Origin of the sequence: Halobacterium zhouii (genome assembly GCF_021249405.1) — an archaeon.
In the GTDB taxonomy this organism is placed as follows: Archaea; Halobacteriota; Halobacteria; order Halobacteriales; family Halobacteriaceae; genus Halobacterium; species Halobacterium zhouii.
The window spans coordinates 2,321,486-2,338,182 of sequence record NZ_CP089593.1 but is presented as its reverse complement, the minus strand read 5'-3'; the positions used below and the strand labels follow the sequence as shown (position 1 = coordinate 2,338,182).

Below are 16,697 nucleotides of genomic sequence, written 5' to 3'. Positions count from 1 at the left end.
CGGTGACGGATGACAATCACCGGTGGCTGCTCTACTGTGCCGTCACTCTTGCTCCCGGTTCCGCTGTTCGTCTTCGGATTGCTCCCGTTCGTCCTGCTCGCGACTTTCTTGGCCCCGCTCACTCGAACGCTCCTCGCCGTGTCCCGCCGCGTCTAGCGTCCGCTCGTCGCCCTCCTCGAAGCGTTGCACGTCCGCCTCGCGCTCCGAATCCAGCGCGTCCAACTCCTCGTCGGAACTGTACTCCGCGCGATCCCCGGGACCGGCGCCCGACTCGCCCTCCAGTTCCGCCAGCACCGCCTCGCGCGCCTCCTGCTCGGTCTCGTACTCCTGGTCGGGCGCCATCCGGTCGAAGACGTCCCCCAGGGACTCCGTCTCGTTCCGCAGGTCCCCCGGTGTGTTCCCGTACGTCTCGTTCAGTTCGCTCGCGTTCGTCGGGTAACTCGAATTCCCGACCACGGCGTCCACCGCCTCCAGGGTCTCCTCGGTGTGCTCCGCGCGCTCGTTCTCGCGCTGTGCCGCCTCCTCGACGTGGTCGTCGTCCTGTCGGTCTACCATAGGGACACCTAACGACGCCCACAAGAAGACGGTGCTGGCCAGTTACTTCGACCGGGTCACTTCTCGACGTCCAGCAGCGCCACGCGCTCCCGCACGACGCCCGCGAGGTCGCCGGCCGCCGCGTCCAGTTCCGCGTCGCTCACGTCGAAGAACCCAGCGAGCGTCTCCGCGTCGCCGCCCAGCGTCTCGCGCTCCGAGAGCAACGCCGCGACGTCGGCGGCCGCGTCCGCCTCGTTCTCGTCCGTGTCCCTCGCGTCGGCCGACCCATCCACGACCACCACGACCGCCTGCTCGCCCTCGCTCACACCCATCTCCAGGGCGTCCCGGATCTGCCGGCGGCCCGCCGCGTACAGCAGAATCTCGACCGCCCGCTCGTCGGCGACCGCCACGCCACGCGCTACCGACCGGTTCGCGTGCGTCACGGCCGCTTCGAGGTGGTCGCGGTCCGCCACGTAGTCGGCGTCGAACGCCTGCACCGCGCAGTCGTGCTCGTCGCTGACCGCGCCGAGGTCCGCGACGAACTCCTCGACGCTCCCGACGTCCGCGACGCCCTCGACGACTCTCACGAGAAATCACCGAGACTCGTCTGGTCCTCAGCGTCGTCCTCTGTATCGCCGGAACCGCTCACGCTCGCCGCCACGCTCGAATCCGCGTCCACCCCCTCGAAGTCGGGGTCCGAGTGGCCGACGTTCTGCAGAATCGTGCGCGCGGTCTTCCGGCGGCCGCGCACCGCGCCCAGCACCACGCTCTTCTCCGCGTTCCGGAGGTCCGCCCGCGACTCCACGCCGGCGTTGTAGAGGCGACGCGCACGCTTCCGACCGACGTCCCGCACGCCAGCGAGGTCGAGCAGTTCCTCGCGCACGCCGTACTCCACGCGCTTGCGCGCTTCGCGGACGGCCGTCGCGCACTCCACGTCCAGTGCGCCGGCCAGTCGCTCCGCGGCGTGCAACAGCCAGTCCGCCGTCTCTACCTTCCCGCGGATGTCCCCCGGCCCGACGCCGTACCGCTCCGCGAGTCGGTCCTCGTCCAGTTCCGAGGCCCAGTCCTCCAGCAGTTTCGCGGTCTTCAGCGCGGACAGCCAGTCCTCCCAGCGCGCGTCCTCGTACTCCGTCGGCGCGCTCCCGAGCAACTCGGTCTCACGCTCGTACGCCAGTTCCGTGTACTTCTCGTTGTCCCCCGACCGGAGGTAGAGTTCGTACATGTCCGGTGTTCGACTCACGAGGTGGTAGAGGCCCAGCGGCGTCGGGTCGGCAGTCGGAGCGTCCTCGTCCCCCTCGTTCGCTGCGCCGTCCTCCCCAGCAGGCGTCTCTCGCTCCTCGCGCAACTCGTTGGCCGTCTGGAAGCCAGCGGACTCGTCGCCGCTGTCCGCATCCGCACCCGCGCGCTGCTTCACACTGCTCGCCCCCGTGGACGGCCGTGCGGCGTCCCGTAGGCCGTCGATGAGCGTCGCCGCGCTCATCGGGTCGACGTACAACTGGCTCACCAGGTGGCCGGTCGTCGTCGCCTCCAGGTTCTCCCCGTCACTCTCCACGAACCCGTTTGCCTCCAGATACGCGAGCACGTCCTCCGCGACGGTCTTCAGACGCCTCGGGTCGTCGGTCTGGGCGGCGTACAGCGTCTCCCCGAGGAACTCGTGGAGCGCGCCCTCCGTCGTCGTGAACCCGGTGGCGACGGCGGCGAGCACGTGGGTTCGGAGCGCCGGTTCCGCCGCGAGTTTCGAGCGCACGGGGTCGGGGTCGGCGTAGATGTAGCGGTCGAACAACTCCTCGAGTTCGTCGTGGTTGTTCGCCAGCAGCACGGCCTCGCCGTACGGGTCCAGGCCCGGCCGTCCGGCGCGCCCGAACATCTGGTGGACTTCCAGCACCGAAAGCGGCTGCATCCCGCCTGCGGTGCCGTCGTAGCGCTGCCAGTCCCGCACGATTACGCGGCGGGACGGCGTGTTCACGCCCGCCGCCAGGGTGGGGGTCGCCGCGACCACCCGGATGAGGCGGTCGCGGAACGCGTCCTCCACGAGTTCGCGGTGCTGGCGCGCGAGGCCGGCGTGGTGGAACGCCGCGCCCTGCTCGACGGCGTCCGCCAGGTCGTCGCTCGTCTCCGTGTCGCTCACGCCCCGGATCTCCTCGGCGACCTCCCGCAACTGGTCGCGCTGCTCGGCGTCGAGTGACTCACTCGACACGTCCGCGAGCCGGCGCGCGGCGGCCTCCGCGTTCCGCCGCGAGTTCACGAACACGAGCGTCGACCCGTCGTCCCGCAGCGTGTCCTCCACGATGGCTGCCGTCTGGCTCTGGGACCCGCCCGACAGTTCCTCCTGGGTGCCGTCGTCGTAGTGCACCGACTGGCCGTAGTGGACGCCGGTCCGCAGGTCGATGGGCCGCCAGTCCGAGTCCACGAGTTCGGCGTCCAGCCAGTCCGCTATCTCGTCGGCGTTCCCGACTGTCGCCGACAGCGCGACGACCTGGAGGTCCGCCACGCGCTGGCGGAGTTTCGCCAGCGTCACCTCGAGCGTGGGGCCGCGACTCGCGTCGTCCACGAGGTGAACCTCGTCGGCCACCACGCACGCCAGGTCGTCGATCCAGTCCGCGCCGTTGCGCACCAGCGAGTCCACCTTCTCCGACGTCGCGACGACGATGTCGTTGTCCGCGAGCCGGTCGCCGTCACTCTCGTAGTTCCCCGTCGAGACGCCCACCGAGAGGCCGTACTGCTCGAACTGCTCGAACTCCGTGGCCTTCTCGCCCGCCAGCGCGCGCAGCGGCACGATGTACAGCGCGGTGCCGCCGCGCTCGATGGCCGACAGCATCCCCAACTCGGCTATCAGCGTCTTCCCGCTGGCCGTCGGCACGCTCGCCACCACGCTCTCTCCGTCGGTGACGCCTGCCTCGACTGCCTCGGCTTGCGGGGGGTAGAGCTCCTCGATTCCCTCGCCTTCGAGGTGCTCCGGGACGCCGTCTGGAAGTCCCGTGAGCTCCGCGACGTTCATTGCACCGAGGTAGGGCCGTCCTCCGGTTTAAACTGTCGCACGGGAGTTTCGGGTGTGTTTGGTTCTGGAGTGGATGCCGGAACTGGTTCTACGAACGCTTAGAAAGCCCCGGCAGTCTCGACTCGGGAGACTCGCTGCGCGCGTTCGCTCCTTTCAGTCGCTCACGTGCTTTCGTCGCCTGCCTTCGCCGAGACTGCCGCCCCTTTCAATCCCGCCACCTACCGGCTGACCAACCGGCCAACGGGAGGACTGAAAGGGGCGGTGCTGTCGCGCTCGTGTAGTCGCCTCGGCGGCCCCTATCTTCGAAGGAGCGAAGCGACTGAGAGGATATGCCGGCGAGCGACCGCGACAGCACCGGGGCTTTCTGAGTGTTGAAACTAGGCCAGAAGTTGGTTTCCGGATTCGAAAACCCGACTAGCCCGGCAACGATTTACGCGAGCGAATTCGACACACACCCATGCAAATCGAGTTCGACCGGGACACCTGCATCGGGATGTTCCAGTGCGTCGCGGAGTGGGACGCGTTCGAGGAGGACACGGACGCGGGGAAGGCAGTACTGGTGGACAGCGAGGAGGTCGAAGAGGACCTGTTCGCTCGCGAGGTGCCCGAGGACGCGGAACTGGACGCGAAGTTCGCGGCGCGTGCGTGCCCCGTGGACGCCATCACCGTCTACGACGACGACGGCGAGCAACTGATCCCCTGAGTCGGCCCGCTCCGCGTGTTCGCTGGTGACGCGGCCCAGCGGAGCAAACCTTTTGACGCCGAGGGGCGTATCGCGTGGTAGCATGTGTCATCCGTGGGAGGAGGTGCCCGTCTGGAGCGAGAGCGAGGACGCGGAGGCCGACGACGACGTCACGAGTGACGTTCAACAGGAGGTCGCGCCCTCGTAACTACTCGCCACGCCAGGAACCAGCACAGCGGCGGAGGGCACACCACGCGAGTAACGAGTCCGGAACGAGCGCTCGCAGAAGAACGAGATTCACAGCCGACGCGTTGGTTCTCGCCGTCAGGCCGACGCGTCGTACCCGGCGTCGTCGACGGCCCGGACGAGACTGTCGGAGTCCGCGTCCCCGTCGACTGTCACTGACTCGGTTTCGCGGTCGGCGTTCGCGCTCGTGACGCCGTCCACGCCCTCGAGTGCGTCCTCGACTGTCTGCTCGCAGTGCCCGCAGGTCATGCCTTCGACGGTGATTGTCTGCGTCATACGAGTTGTACGGGCGGCCGCTCTTTGTCACTTACTGCTTCGAAACCAAAGCCGAATGGCGCTGTAGGGTTCGAAAACCAACAGCGTTGGACAGTGGCGCCCGGTCTCGCGTTTCTCGGACGAAGCGGTCCACACGGCACCGACGCGACGGAAGCGTTTCTCACCGCCGCGGGCATCTCGACAGCGCAGATTCGAGGAGCGCAGCGGCACCTCGAAGCAAGAGGTGATAAGCCCGGATACGCTTTCGAATCCAAAATATATCTGGGGAAAACCACCGACATCGGAGTAGCAAACCCACTAAGGTAGGAACCCGTAGTACAGAACAAGATGGAATCGAGACGCGCGCACCTCGACATCACTGGGATGTCGTGTGCCAACTGCTCGGCGACGGTGGGGGACGCACTCGAGGCTCTCGACGGGGTTTCCGAGGCGAACGTGAACTTCGCCACCGACGAGGGCTCCGTCGAGTACGACCCCGAGGCGGTATCGCTGCAGGAGCTCTACGACGCCGTCGAGAACGCCGGGTACGGGGTGGTGTCGGAGACGGCGACCATCGCCATCACCGACATGACCTGCGCGAACTGCGCGGACACCAACGAGACCGCACTCGAGGCCGCGCCGGGCGTCGTGGACGCGGAAGTGAACTACGCGACCGACGAGGCACAGGTCACCTACAACCCCGCGGACATCTCCCTCGACAAGCTCTACGACGCCATCGAGGACGCGGGCTACTCGCCGGTCCGTGAGCACGCGAGTGGCGACGGTGAGGGCGACGGTGAATCGGGCGAGGACGCCCGTGACGCAGCGCGCCGAGCCGAGACCCGGCGACAGCTCCGGCTGACCCTGTTCGGCGCGGCGCTGTCGGCGCCGCTCCTGATCTTCCTCGTCGACTCGCTCCTGCTCGGCGGCGCGGTCGTCCCGGAGACCGTGTTCGGCGTCGAGTTCGGGTGGGTCGAGTTCCTGCTCGCGACGCCCGTCCAGGTCGCCCTCGGCGCGCCGTTCTACAGGAACGCGTACAACGCGCTCGTGAAGAACGGGCGCGCCAACATGGATGTCCTCATCGCGCTCGGCTCGAGCACGGCGTACGTCTACTCGGTGGCGGTGCTCGCGGGCCTGATCGCCGGGGGGCTCTACTTCGACACGGCGGCGCTCATCCTCGTGTTCATCACGCTCGGGAACTACCTCGAGGCGCGCTCGAAGAGCCAGGCCGGCGACGCGCTCCGCACGCTCCTGGAGCTAGAGGCGGACACGGCCGTGCTCGTCGACAGAGCGGCGTCGGAGACGCCGCATGCAGACGGCGAAGCCGTCGACGAGGACGGAGACGAGACGGAAGTCCCCCTGACGGACGTCGAGGTCGGCGACCGGATGAAGGTCCGGCCCGGCGAGCGGATTCCGACCGACGGCGTCGTCGTGGACGGGCAGTCGGCGGTCGACGAGTCGATGGTGACCGGCGAGTCCGTACCTGTCGAGAAGGCGGCCGGCGACGAAGTCGTCGGGTCGACCATCAACGAGAACGGCGTGCTCGTCGTGGAGGCGACGAAGGTCGGGGAGGACACCGCCCTCCAGCAGATCGTCCAGACCGTAAAGGAGGCCCAGTCTCGCCAGCCCGACATCCAGAACCTCGCAGACCGCATCTCGGCGTACTTCGTCCCCGCCGTCATCGCGAACGCCCTCTTCTGGGGCACCGTCTGGTTCCTGTTTCCGGAAGCACTGGCGGGGTTCGTCGGGTGGCTTCCGCTGTGGGGCCTCGTCGCTGGCGGCCCAGTGGTCGCGGGCGGCGCGGTCTCGGTGTTCGAGTTCGCCGTGGTCGTCTTCGCCTCGTCGGTGCTCATCGCGTGTCCCTGCGCGCTCGGGCTGGCGACGCCCGCCGCGACGATGGTCGGCACCACCATCGGGGCGCAGAACGGCGTCCTGTTCGAGGGCGGTGACGTCCTCGAGCGCGCGAAGGACGTCGACACGGTGGTCTTCGACAAGACCGGCACCCTGACCGAGGGCGAGATGGAACTCACCGACGTGGTCGTGTTCGGTGACGACGGCCAACCGGTTGCGGACGGTGGGGACTCCGCCGCTGATGCGGGTGAGCCGAGTGAAGCGAAGCGAGGCTCCTCGGACTTCCAGTCCGACGGAGGTCAACTGACTGCACGTGAGCGGCTCAGCGAGGACGACGTTCTGCGTCTCGCGGCGACCGCCGAACGCGGCAGCGAACACCCCCTCGCTCGCGCCATCGTCGAGGGCGCCGAGGAACGCGGCATCGACGTCTCCGACCCCGACGAGTTCGAGAACGTCCCCGGGCACGGCGTCCGGGCGACCGTCGACGGTAGTGAGGTCCTCGTCGGCAACCGGAAACTCCTCCGCGACAACGGCATCGACCCCTCGCCCGCGGCGGAGACGATGGAACGTCTCGAGAACGAGGGGAAGACGGCGATGCTGGTTGCTCGCGTGCCAGCCGACACGGACGAGGGCGTACTCGTCGGCGTGGTCGCCGACGCCGACACGGTCAAGGAGAGCGCGAAAGACGCGGTGAGCGCCCTCAGGGAGCGTGGCGTCGACGTGATGATGCTCACCGGGGACAACGAGCGAACCGCCCGGGCGGTCGCCGAGCAGGTCGGCATCGACCCCGGGAACGTCCGCGCTGGGGTGCTCCCCGAGGACAAGTCCGACGCGGTCGAAGCCATCCAGTCGGAGGGCCGCAAGGCGATGATGGTCGGCGACGGCGTCAACGACGCACCGGCGCTCGCAGTCGCGTACGTCGGCACGGCTATCGGGTCGGGGACGGATGTCGCCCTCGAGGCCGCGGACGTGACGTTGATGCGCGACGATCCCGTCGACGTGGTGAAGGCCATCCGCATCTCGGACGCGACGCTCGCGAAGATCAAGCAGAATCTCGTGTGGGCGCTGGGGTACAACACCGCGATGATTCCGCTGGCGTCGCTCGGCCTGCTCCAACCGGCGCTCGCCGCGGGAGCCATGGCGTTCTCGTCGGTGTCTGTGCTCACCAACAGCCTCGTGTTCCGGCAGTACACCCCGGACCACGACTACGAACTGCTCGGCCGGGTCCGCTGACCCGTCAGCCAGAACGTCCCGCGACCGCAGTGCCGCCCTGCGACCGCAGTCCGCGCCGCTACGCGATCTTGTCGTACTGCTCGCCCAGTTTCTCTCCCGCCTCGCCGAGCTGGTCGCGCTCGTACTCCGTGAGGTCCCACTCCACGACCTCCTCGACGCCGTTCGAGCCGAGTTTCACTGGGACGCCGAGGCCCACGCCCTCGAGGCCGTACTCGCCGTCGAGCACGACACTGCCGGGGAGCACCTCGCCGGTGTCCCGGAGGATGGCCTCGACCGTGTGGGCGACGCCCGTTGCCGGGCCCCACTGGGTCGCGCCTTTGCGCTCGATGACGTTCATCGCGGACTCCTGGAGGTCCGAGAGGATCTCCTCGCGCTCGCTGTCGTCGAACTCGGGGTCCACGCCGTTCACGCGCACCTTCGAGAACACGGGGACCTGTGCGTCGCCGTGCTCGCCGAGGATGGTCGCGTCGACGTTCTGCACGGGCGCGTCGAAGCGCTCGCTCAGCACGTACCGGAAGCGTGCGGAGTCGAGGCGGCCGCCGAAGCCGACGACCTTGTGGCGGTCGCGGTCGCCCGTCTCGTAGAGGTGGCGGTTCAGCAGGTCGACGGGGTTCGACGTGGTGACCGTGACGAAGTCGTCGTTGTGCTCGGCGATCGACGAGCCGATGTCCTCCATGATGGGGGCGTTGTCCTCTGCGAGGTCGAGTCGCGAGTCGCCGGGCGAGCGCGGAATGCCCGCAGTGATGACGACCACGTCCGAGCCCGCGGTGTCCTCGTACGAGCCCTGGTAGACCTCCGTGTTGGCGTCGTACGCGACGCCGTGGTTGGCGTCCGCAGCCTGGCCGATGGTCTCGTCCTCCTTGTCGGGGATGTCTACGAACACGAGTTCGTCGGCGACGTCGCGCAGCGCGAGGTTGTACCCCGCGGCCGCGCCGACCGTTCCGGCGGCACCCACGATGCTGACCTTCGTCATATCACGTAACAAACCACCTGGGAAGCCGTTAAGCGCTTCGATAGACCCCGTATTCCGCCCCTACGAGCCCACTACTACTGCCGACGCCCGCCGAACGTCACATCGACGAACGACGAACACGTCCCCGCAGGCTTTTCGACGCCGAAGCCCCAACCACTCGCCATGAGCGACACGGACGACGGCTTCGACGAGGAGGCCGCGCGCCGAGAACTCCGCGAGAAGTACGAGGACGAGCGCGAGGACCGCGAGCAGACCGCTCGCATGAGCGACCTCCTCCTGCAGGGCGCGACGATGACGAACCAGCACTGCGACCGCTGTGGCTCGCCCATCTTCCGGTACGAGGGCGAGGAGTTCTGCCCTACCTGCCAGCACGAGGCCGAGCAAGCCCAGCAGGCGGCTGGTCAGCAGTCCGAAGACCAACAGCCAGCGGACCAACAGCAGACAGCCCAGCGACCTGCGGAGCAGCGACCGGAAGCCCAGCAGTCGGCGAACCAGCAGCCCGCAGACCAGCAGTCGGCTGGACAGCAGGCAGACGGCCAGCAGTCGGCTGCGCGACGACCTGGTGGCCAGCAGACGACCGGCGAGTCGAACGCGCCGGCGGACGCTCACGTCTCCGCTGGCCGCCGCGCGCCCCCTTCGCAGGTCGACGCCGGGCAGTCGGACGCCGGGGCCAGCGACGCGCAGCGCGCGCCGTCCGTCGACCACACACAACAGCGCGGCGGCGGTCAGCGCCGGTCGGGAAGCGACGCCGAGGACGCACTCGAATCCTCGATCAGCGCGCTCGCGCGCCGCGCCGCCAGCGCCGACGACCCCCGGACCGCGACCGAGTACCTGGAGGCCGCACGGGAGGCCGCCGAAGCCCTCGCAGCGCTCCGCCACAACGCGTAAGCCCCCGCGCCCGGACACCCTATTATGCATATCCTCGTCCCCATCGACGGCTCCGACTGCAGTTTCCGCGCACTCGAGTTCGCCGCCAAGATGGCCGACCGCTACGACGGGTCGGTCCACGTCGTCCACTTCACGGACGAAGAGACCGAGGCGACGGACACCATCAAGCAGCGCGCCCGCAGCGTCCTCGACGCCCAGGGAATCGACGCCGACCCCGAGGTCAGCACCGACGTCGACATCGAGTTCCGGCCCGGCGACCGCGTCGGCGACGCCATCCTCGATCTCGTCGAAGCGGACGGCTACGACCACGTCGTCATGGGCCACAAGGGTTCGGGCACGGTCGAACGCGCTATCCTCGGCAGCGCCGCAGAGACCGTGCTGCGCTCGGAGCGCGTGCCCGTGACGATAATCCCCTGATTCGTCGACGTCACCCATGCGCGACAGACAGCACGTCCGGCGCGGCTACGACGAACTCGCGGGTACGTACGCCGAGAAACGCACCGCAGACGACCGCGAACTCACCGTCCTCGACCAGTTCCTCGACGATTCCACCCCGGAGCGCGTCCTCGACGCTGGCTGTGGACCTGGAACCCCGATTCTCCGCCAGTTGAGTGAGGAGACGACCGCGAGTGCTGTCGGACTGGATCTCTCGCGTGAACTACTCCGCATCGCCGCCGACGCGGTTTCCGCCGCGCCGCTCGTCCACGGCGACATGACACACCTCCCGTTCCAGGACGGCGCCTTCGACGTCGTGCTCGCGTTCGACTCGGTGATACACGTCCCGCTCGGCGACCACCAGACGGTCATCGACGAGTTCGCGCGCGTCCTCCACCCCGGCGGCCGAATCCTGCTCTCGGAGGCGCCGGAGGCGTTCGAGCGCTCGAAGGCGGACTGGCTCGGCGGCGGCGTCGAGATGGCGTGGCACATGGCCGGCGCGGAGACGACCCGCGAGCAGTTTCGGGCCGCTGGCTTCCGGGTCACGGACGAGTGGGAAGCACCGGCGGTCGAACCCGGCGAGAACCCGAAGCCGCCGTTCTTCGCCGCTCGTCTCGAGGGCTGACTTCGCCACGCACCCGAAGACCCGCCGCTACGGCTGGTAGTCGCTCGCGACGACTTCCCGAATCCGCTCGGCGGTCACGCTGCCGACGCCCTCGGCTTCGAGCAAGTCGTCCTCGGTGGCGGTCATCACGCTCTCGACGCTCCCGAAGTGGTCGAGCAGCGAGCGCGCGGTGACGGGGCCGATGTCTGCGATGGCCGAAACCACGTACTCCTGCTGTTCACCCAGCGTCTTCGCGGCCTTCTCGCCGTGTGAGCTCACTTCGCGGTCGTTGTCGGTCTGCTCGCGTTCCGCGATGGTCTCGAGCATGTCCGCGGTGTCGTCGGCATCCCGGGTGTGTACGATGCTGATACCCCAGTCCACCGCGAGGGACGCGAGCGCCGCGCGGATGGCGTTCGGGTGGACGTTCCGCTCGGCGTAGAGGTCGCCGTCGCCCTCCAGCAACAGGACGGGGCGCGTGTAGTGTCTCGTGAGGTCCTTGGCCTGCTCGAACAGCGAGCGGTCGCCGCCCAGCATCGTGTCGAGGAAGTCGCTGTGGGATTTGCGCTCGGCGGCGACGCGGTCCGAGAGCACGTAGTCCCCCACGTCGAGGGTCTCGAGGCGGGTGTCGACGCCGTCGCGCTTCGAGAGGTCGCGCGCGATGTGGCTGTCGAGTTCGCGCTGGTCGATGACGATTTCGACCGCTTCCTCCACGTCGTCCCCCTCGCCGGCGCGCGCGACGGTGGCGTCGTCCTCGGACTCCGTCCCCTCCACGTCGTCCGGGTCGGGCGCCTCGAAGTCCGAGAGCCCCGCTTGCGCGTCGCCCGCGTCGTCCACTTCTCCGCTCGCGCCCGCGGCCTCGCCGGTGTCGCTGGCGCTCCCGCCGTCCGCGCTCGCGGCGTCGTCGCTCACGCTGTCGGCGTTCGCTTCTCCCGCGTCCGCCTCGGCGTAGTCCCCGAGTGCCTGCTGGTCCTCACTCAGGTCCTCCTCGAGTTCGTCGGCGACGCCCTTCAGGGAGCGCAGTTCGTCCTCCATCTCCTGCTCGCGGCGGCGGGAGATCCAGAAGTACGCCTCGTCGCGCGTGTCCTCGGCCATCAACACGACCACGCGGCCCTCCGTCTGGCGGCCGGTCCGCCCCTTCCGCTGGACCGAGCGGATCGCGGTCGGCACCGGTTCGAAGAACAACACCAGGTCGACCTCCGGCACGTCCAGGCCCTCCTCGGCGACGCTCGTCGACACCAGCACCTCGAACTCGCCGTCTCGGAACTCGTCTAAGGTCTCGCGTTGCTCTTTTTGGGTCATCCCATCGGAGCCGTCGGCGTCGCCCTGCCCGACGAACCGCCGGGTGTCGAAGTGCCCACCGAGGAAGTCGGTGAGAGCCTCCGCGGTGTCCCTCGATTCCGTGAACACGATGATGCGCTCGCCGTCCTCGACGCCGAGGGTCTGGGCGAGCAACATCCGCGCGCGCCGGAACTTCGGGTGGAGACCGTCGAACTCCTCGGCGGTCCGCATCGCCTGCTTGACCTTCGGTTCGCTCACGAGGCGCTGGCTCGCCTTCGACGCGCCCGAGGAGCGCGCGGCGTTGCGCTGGCGCTCGAAGTACCGGCGAACCGACTCCACGCTCTGGGTTTCGACGAGTTCGACCGCGCGCCGCAACTTCATCACCTCCGCGTGGACGCTCATCCCCTGGTAGCCCTCGCTCTGGTCGTTGTCGATGAGCGACTGCAACTGCGCGCGCATCTTGTTCAGGTCCTTCTGGGAGACGTCCGGACTCGTCTTCCGCGTCACGCCGAGTTCCTTCAGTTTCTCCAGGCGCTCGGTGATGACCTCGTTCAGCGCGTCCCTGACCTCGAGAACGTCGTCGGGGAGGTCGATGCGCTCCCACTCGACGTCCGTGTCGTACGTGTACTCGCCGACGTCGGCGTCGTCCTCGGTCATCACCTCGACGTTCCGCACGCCGAGGTTCTCACACACCTGCTGGATGTCCTCCTCGTTCCCGCCCGGGGACGCGCTCATCCCCGTCGCGAGCGGCGTCGCGGCGTCCGCGTGGTAGCGCTCCGCGATGTACGTGTACGCGTAATCGCCGGTCGCGCGGTGGCACTCGTCGAACGTGCAGTGGACCACGTCACGCAGGCTGATGCGCCCGCCGACGAGGTCGTTCTCCACGACCTGGGGGGTGGCGACGACGACGCGCGCGCTCGACCACTCGGCCTCGCGGTCGTCCGGGCGCGTCTCGCCCGTGAACACGACCACCTCGTCGTCGGGCACGTCGAGGGCCTCCCGGTAGAACGCGGCGTGCTGCTCGACCAGCGGCTTCGTCGGCGCGAGCAGCAGGGACTTCCCGCCGATATCCTCCTCGAGGCGGTAGGCGGTGACGAGCAGGCTCACGGTCGTCTTCCCGAGACCCGTCGGCAGACAGACGAGCGTGTGGGTCTGTCGGGCGGCCGCCGCGAGCTGGAGCTGGTACTGCCGGGCTTCGATGACGTCCTCGGTCAGCATCGGATGGTCGACGTAGGACTGTTCGCCGGACGGCATTCGGTCGAGGGTTGGGCGCTCTGACGGTTAAGGGTTCGCGTGGCGCGGTGAAAGTGGAACCCGCTGTGCGGTCGTCACGGAACGGTCACACCGCGAGCGCCACCCACATCGCGACGCCCGCGCCGAGCGGAATCGTGAGGTTGTCGTCCACGACGTACCCCCCGACGACGGGCTTCGCGCCGTCAGCGAGCGTCGCCGCGAGCGCGCCGGCGACCGCCGGCAACAGGGGGACGGCGAGCAGGCTCGCGATGGCAAGACAGACGCCGAACGTCGCGAGCAACACCCAGCCGCGTTTCGTCCCGAGTTCCCCCCGCGACAGCAGGCCGCTGACGGGGTCCGCGATGGCGAGCATCAACATCGCGGGGACCGCGATGCCGGGGTCGAACAGCCACGCGGTCGCCGCCCACGCCACCGCGTACAGCGCGTAGCCCGCGGGGTTGTCCTGCTCGTACTCGCGTGTGAGCGCGTCGTAGATGCGCCAGTTCACGCGCCCGGAGAGCCGGAACGCCTCGAGAATCAGTGCGCCGACCGCGCCACAGACCAGCAGCCAGCGGAGCCACGTCCACGGCAGGACGCCCGCGAGGTACGCCAGGGGCACCACCGCGCCGCTCGCGTGCACCAGCCGCCGGCCGAGTTCGCTCACAACTCCTCGAAGCCCCGATCGCCGTCGACGAGCGCCGCCACCACGCTCGGCACGTCCTCGATGGCGATCCGGGCCTGCTCGGTGGAGTCGCGGTCGCGCAGCGTCACCGTGCCGTCCTCCAGGCTCTCGTAGTCCACGGTCACGCAGTACGGCGTGCCGACCTCGTCCTGCCGGCGGTACCGACGCCCGATGTTGCCCGAGTCGTCGTACGTCACGTCCAGGCCCGCCTCGCGCAGGTCACTCGCGAGGTCGCGTGCGGTCTCGCCCATGCCGTCCTTGTCCATCAGCGGGAACACGCCGACCGTCGTCGGCGCGACCGCCGGGGGCAACTGGAGCACCTGTCGCTGCTCGCCGTCGACCTCGTCGGTCTCGAGGCTGTGCGCGAGCGCCGTGTACACCGCGCGACCGACGCCGAACGCCGGTTCCACGACGTACGGGACGATGTGGCGGCCCGACTCGGTCTGCTCCTCCACCGAGAAGCCGGTCTGCTCGACGGGCACGGTGTACGCCTCGCCGTCGACCTCGACGGTGACCTCCTCGTCGTCAAATGCCGCCCTGTCGCGCTCTGCGAGCGCCTGGAGTGCGTCCGCGACCGCCGCCGCGTCGCCGCCGAACTCCGGCCCGAGGTAGCTCATGTCCGGGTCGACGGTCGCCCGCTCGACGGTCTTCGGCTCGTCGTACTGCTTGAACACGCTGAAGTTGCCGTCCGCGTGCTCGGCGTGCTTCGAGAGGTCGTAGTCCGTGCGGGACGCGATGCCCGCGAGCTCCTCCCAGTCGCCGCCGACCTCGCCCTCCGCGTCCCAGCAGTCCGCCGCGTAGTGCGCGAGCTCGCCGGAGAGGTGCTGGCGGAACCGGAACCGCTCTGCGTCCACGCCGACGCGCTCGAACCACTGCTTCGAGCGCGCGAGGAAGTACGCCACCCACTCGCCGTTCACGACGCCCTCGTCGAGGGCCTCCTGTGGCGTGAGGTAGACGTACTCCTCGCCCTCGGCGTTCTGGGCCTCGGCGCTGTACAGCGGCAACTCGACGTCCGCGACGGCCTCGAGGTCGGGCGCGTCGTCCTCGGGGTCCACGAAGTACTCCAGTTCCGCCATCGTGAACTCCCGGGTGCGCAACAGCGCGTTCCGCGGCGAGATCTCGTTCCGGTAGCCCGTACCGATCTGGGCCACGCCGAACGGCAACTGGTTGCGCGCGTACTCCTTGAGCCGCGGGAACTCCGTGAACATCCCCTGGGCGGTCTCCGGGCGCAGGTAGCCCGGCTGGCCGCTCCCCGGGCCGATCTCCGTCTCGAACATCAGGTTGAACTCCTCGACGGGCTGGCCGGCCAGCGGCGCGCCACACGACGGACACGCGAGGTCGTGCTCGGCGATGATGTCCTCGACCTTCTCCGTCGAGTACGTCTCGGCGTCCTCGATGTCCGTGTTGTCCTCGACCACGTGGTCCGCGCGGTGGCTCTCACCGCACTCCGCGCACTCCACGAGCATGTCGTCGAAGCCGTCGAGGTGGCCCGACGCCACGAACACGGGTTCGGGCGTCACCGTCGGCGCGTCGATCTCCATGTTCCCCTCGCGGGTGACGAAGCGGTCGCGCCACGCCTCCTCGACGTTGCGCTTCAGCGCCGCGCCCGCCGGGCCGTACGTGTAGAAGCCGGCGACACCGCCGTAGGCCTCGTTCGCCTGGAAGAAAAAGCCCCGGCGGCGCGCGAGTTCGCCTAACTCACTCATCTTGCAACCCCGCCAGCAGGTCGACGTCGCGCACGATGCCGACGAGTTCGTCGCCGGACACCAGCGGAATCTGCTCGATGTCGTTCTTGAGCATCGTCTGTGCGGCCTCGCGGGCGGTGCGCCGGCGCGTCACCGTCACCACCTCGTCGGTCATGAACCCGCGAACCGGCTCGACGGGAATCTCGACGTTCCGCGTCGGCAGGTAGCTGTTCCCGACGGCCTTGATGGACTCCCACTTCCAGTCGTCGTCGTCGTCCGCGATGGAGTCGCCGGTGTCGTCCTCGCCCTCCACGACGCGCGCGACGGCGACCACGTCGACCTCCGTCAGCATCCCCGACATCTCGCCCTCGTCGTCGAGCACGACCGTGTACGGCACCTGCGCGTAGGATATCTCGCGCTCCGCGACCGTCAGCGGCGTCTCCACGTACGTGGTGTTCACGTCCCGGCGCGCGAGTTCGCCGACCTCCGTGTCGCCGTCCTGCTCGCCGTCCGCTATCGCGCGCACCACGTCGGTCACCGTCACGATGCCCTCCAGTCGGCCGTCCTCCACGACCGGCACGCGCCGCGTCCCTGCTCGGACGATCAGGGCCGCGACCTCGGGGATCGAGGTCTCCGCGGTGGTCGTCGGGACGTCCCGCATCAGCATCGCGAGCTGGTCCTCCTCCGGGCGCTCGATGAGGTCGTCACGAGAGACGAGACCGCGGTACTTCTCGCCGTCGCCGTCGTCTTTCACCACGGGCACGGAGGAGAACGCCCGCTCCTGGAGGTATTCGAGGATGTCGTTCCTCGTCCCCGGAAGATTCACCGTCACCACGTCCTCGCGGGGCGTCATCGCGTCAGCGACGTTCATGTACCCACCGTACACCCCCACGCATTTGTAGGCTACGACACCACGTTAGAAGGTCTCACGTCCGAACGCGTCCGACTTCCAGACTCCCGAAGCCGGCTGTCCAGACCACTCTTCGTCCGCCTGCTCGCTCACGGTTCCCTACGGTCACCGCTCGCGTTCTCGTGGTTCTCACTCGCTCCCTGCGGTCGCTCGTTCCGAACCACGCACTCGCTCAGACCCTCGCTACTCGCGGCATTCGCCGCTCGCGTT

The 16,697-nt window shown here is 68.8% G+C and carries 14 protein-coding genes; 5 read left to right on the top strand and 9 right to left on the bottom strand.

What is annotated here, in order from left to right; all coding sequences use genetic code 11:
- Positions 1-42: 42 nt before the first annotated feature.
- Genes LT970_RS12290 through LT970_RS12280 form a run of 3 tightly spaced genes read right to left on the bottom strand, consistent with a single transcriptional unit; the run spans position 43 to position 3,532 of the window.
- Positions 43-555: a DUF5789 family protein gene (locus LT970_RS12290; protein WP_232686767.1), complete on the bottom strand. Its 513-nt coding sequence runs from the start codon at positions 553-555 to the stop codon at positions 43-45.
- Between the two features lie 56 nt (positions 556-611).
- Positions 612-1,121, bottom strand: coding sequence for a KEOPS complex subunit Cgi121 (cgi121, locus tag LT970_RS12285; protein ID WP_232686766.1), 510 nt, complete (start codon positions 1,119-1,121; stop codon positions 612-614).
- Positions 1,118-3,532 carry an ATP-dependent DNA helicase gene (locus LT970_RS12280; protein WP_232686765.1) on the bottom strand — a complete coding sequence of 805 codons (2,415 nt, stop codon included), beginning with the start codon at positions 3,530-3,532 and terminating at the stop codon, positions 1,118-1,120. Before LT970_RS12280 ends, cgi121 begins: the two co-directional genes overlap by 4 nt.
- Before the next feature lie 457 nt (positions 3,533-3,989).
- On the opposite strand from LT970_RS12280, the gene LT970_RS12275 reads away from it, so the two are divergent.
- Positions 3,990-4,235 (top strand): ferredoxin, encoded by a 246-nt coding sequence (locus tag LT970_RS12275; protein ID WP_232686764.1) that lies wholly within the window; start codon positions 3,990-3,992, stop codon positions 4,233-4,235.
- Between the two features lie 303 nt (positions 4,236-4,538).
- Here the strand turns inward: LT970_RS12275 and LT970_RS12270 are convergent, their stop codons facing one another.
- Positions 4,539-4,736, bottom strand: coding sequence for a heavy-metal-associated domain-containing protein (locus tag LT970_RS12270; RefSeq protein ID WP_232686763.1), 198 nt, complete (start codon positions 4,734-4,736; stop codon positions 4,539-4,541).
- 327 nt (positions 4,737-5,063) lie between these two features.
- Here LT970_RS12270 and LT970_RS12265 point away from each other — a divergent pair, with 327 nt between their 5' ends.
- On the top strand, positions 5,064-7,799 hold the full coding sequence (locus LT970_RS12265) for a heavy metal translocating P-type ATPase (RefSeq protein ID WP_232686762.1): 2,736 nt from the start codon (positions 5,064-5,066) through the stop codon (positions 7,797-7,799).
- Between the two features lie 58 nt (positions 7,800-7,857).
- Here LT970_RS12265 and mdh read toward each other — a convergent pair whose 3' ends face one another.
- Positions 7,858-8,772, bottom strand: a complete 915-nt coding sequence (gene mdh / locus LT970_RS12260; protein WP_232686761.1) for a malate dehydrogenase — start codon at positions 8,770-8,772, stop codon at positions 7,858-7,860.
- Between the two features lie 162 nt (positions 8,773-8,934).
- On the opposite strand from mdh, the gene LT970_RS14680 reads away from it, so the two are divergent.
- Genes LT970_RS14680 through LT970_RS12245 form a run of 3 tightly spaced genes read left to right on the top strand, consistent with a single transcriptional unit; the run spans position 8,935 to position 10,720 of the window.
- Positions 8,935-9,660, top strand: coding sequence for an Sjogren's syndrome/scleroderma autoantigen 1 family protein (locus tag LT970_RS14680; RefSeq protein WP_349292216.1), 726 nt, complete (start codon positions 8,935-8,937; stop codon positions 9,658-9,660).
- Between the two features lie 24 nt (positions 9,661-9,684).
- Positions 9,685-10,077, top strand: coding sequence for a universal stress protein (locus tag LT970_RS12250; RefSeq protein WP_232686760.1), 393 nt, complete (start codon positions 9,685-9,687; stop codon positions 10,075-10,077).
- Between the two features lie 16 nt (positions 10,078-10,093).
- Positions 10,094-10,720, top strand: coding sequence for a class I SAM-dependent methyltransferase (locus LT970_RS12245; RefSeq protein WP_232686759.1), 627 nt, complete (start codon positions 10,094-10,096; stop codon positions 10,718-10,720).
- 27 nt (positions 10,721-10,747) lie between these two features.
- Here LT970_RS12245 and LT970_RS12240 read toward each other — a convergent pair whose 3' ends face one another.
- The 4 genes from LT970_RS12240 to LT970_RS12225 form a co-directional block, all read right to left on the bottom strand.
- The gene (locus tag LT970_RS12240) at positions 10,748-13,231 is read right to left on the bottom strand and encodes a DEAD/DEAH box helicase (RefSeq protein WP_232686758.1); all 2,484 of its coding nucleotides are present in this window, start codon (positions 13,229-13,231) and stop codon (positions 10,748-10,750) included.
- 85 nt (positions 13,232-13,316) lie between these two features.
- Positions 13,317-13,874 (bottom strand): diacylglycerol/polyprenol kinase family protein, encoded by a 558-nt coding sequence (locus LT970_RS12235; RefSeq protein ID WP_232686757.1) that lies wholly within the window; start codon positions 13,872-13,874, stop codon positions 13,317-13,319.
- A complete protein-coding gene (glyS, locus tag LT970_RS12230; protein ID WP_232686756.1) occupies positions 13,871-15,598 on the bottom strand; it encodes a glycine--tRNA ligase in 1,728 nt (575 codons plus the stop codon). The genes LT970_RS12235 and glyS overlap by 4 nt, the downstream gene beginning before the upstream one ends.
- Entirely contained in the window at positions 15,591-16,448 is an 858-nt protein-coding gene (locus LT970_RS12225) for a CBS domain-containing protein (RefSeq protein WP_232688706.1), read from the bottom strand. Before LT970_RS12225 ends, glyS begins: the two co-directional genes overlap by 8 nt.
- Positions 16,449-16,697: the final 249 nt, after the last annotated feature.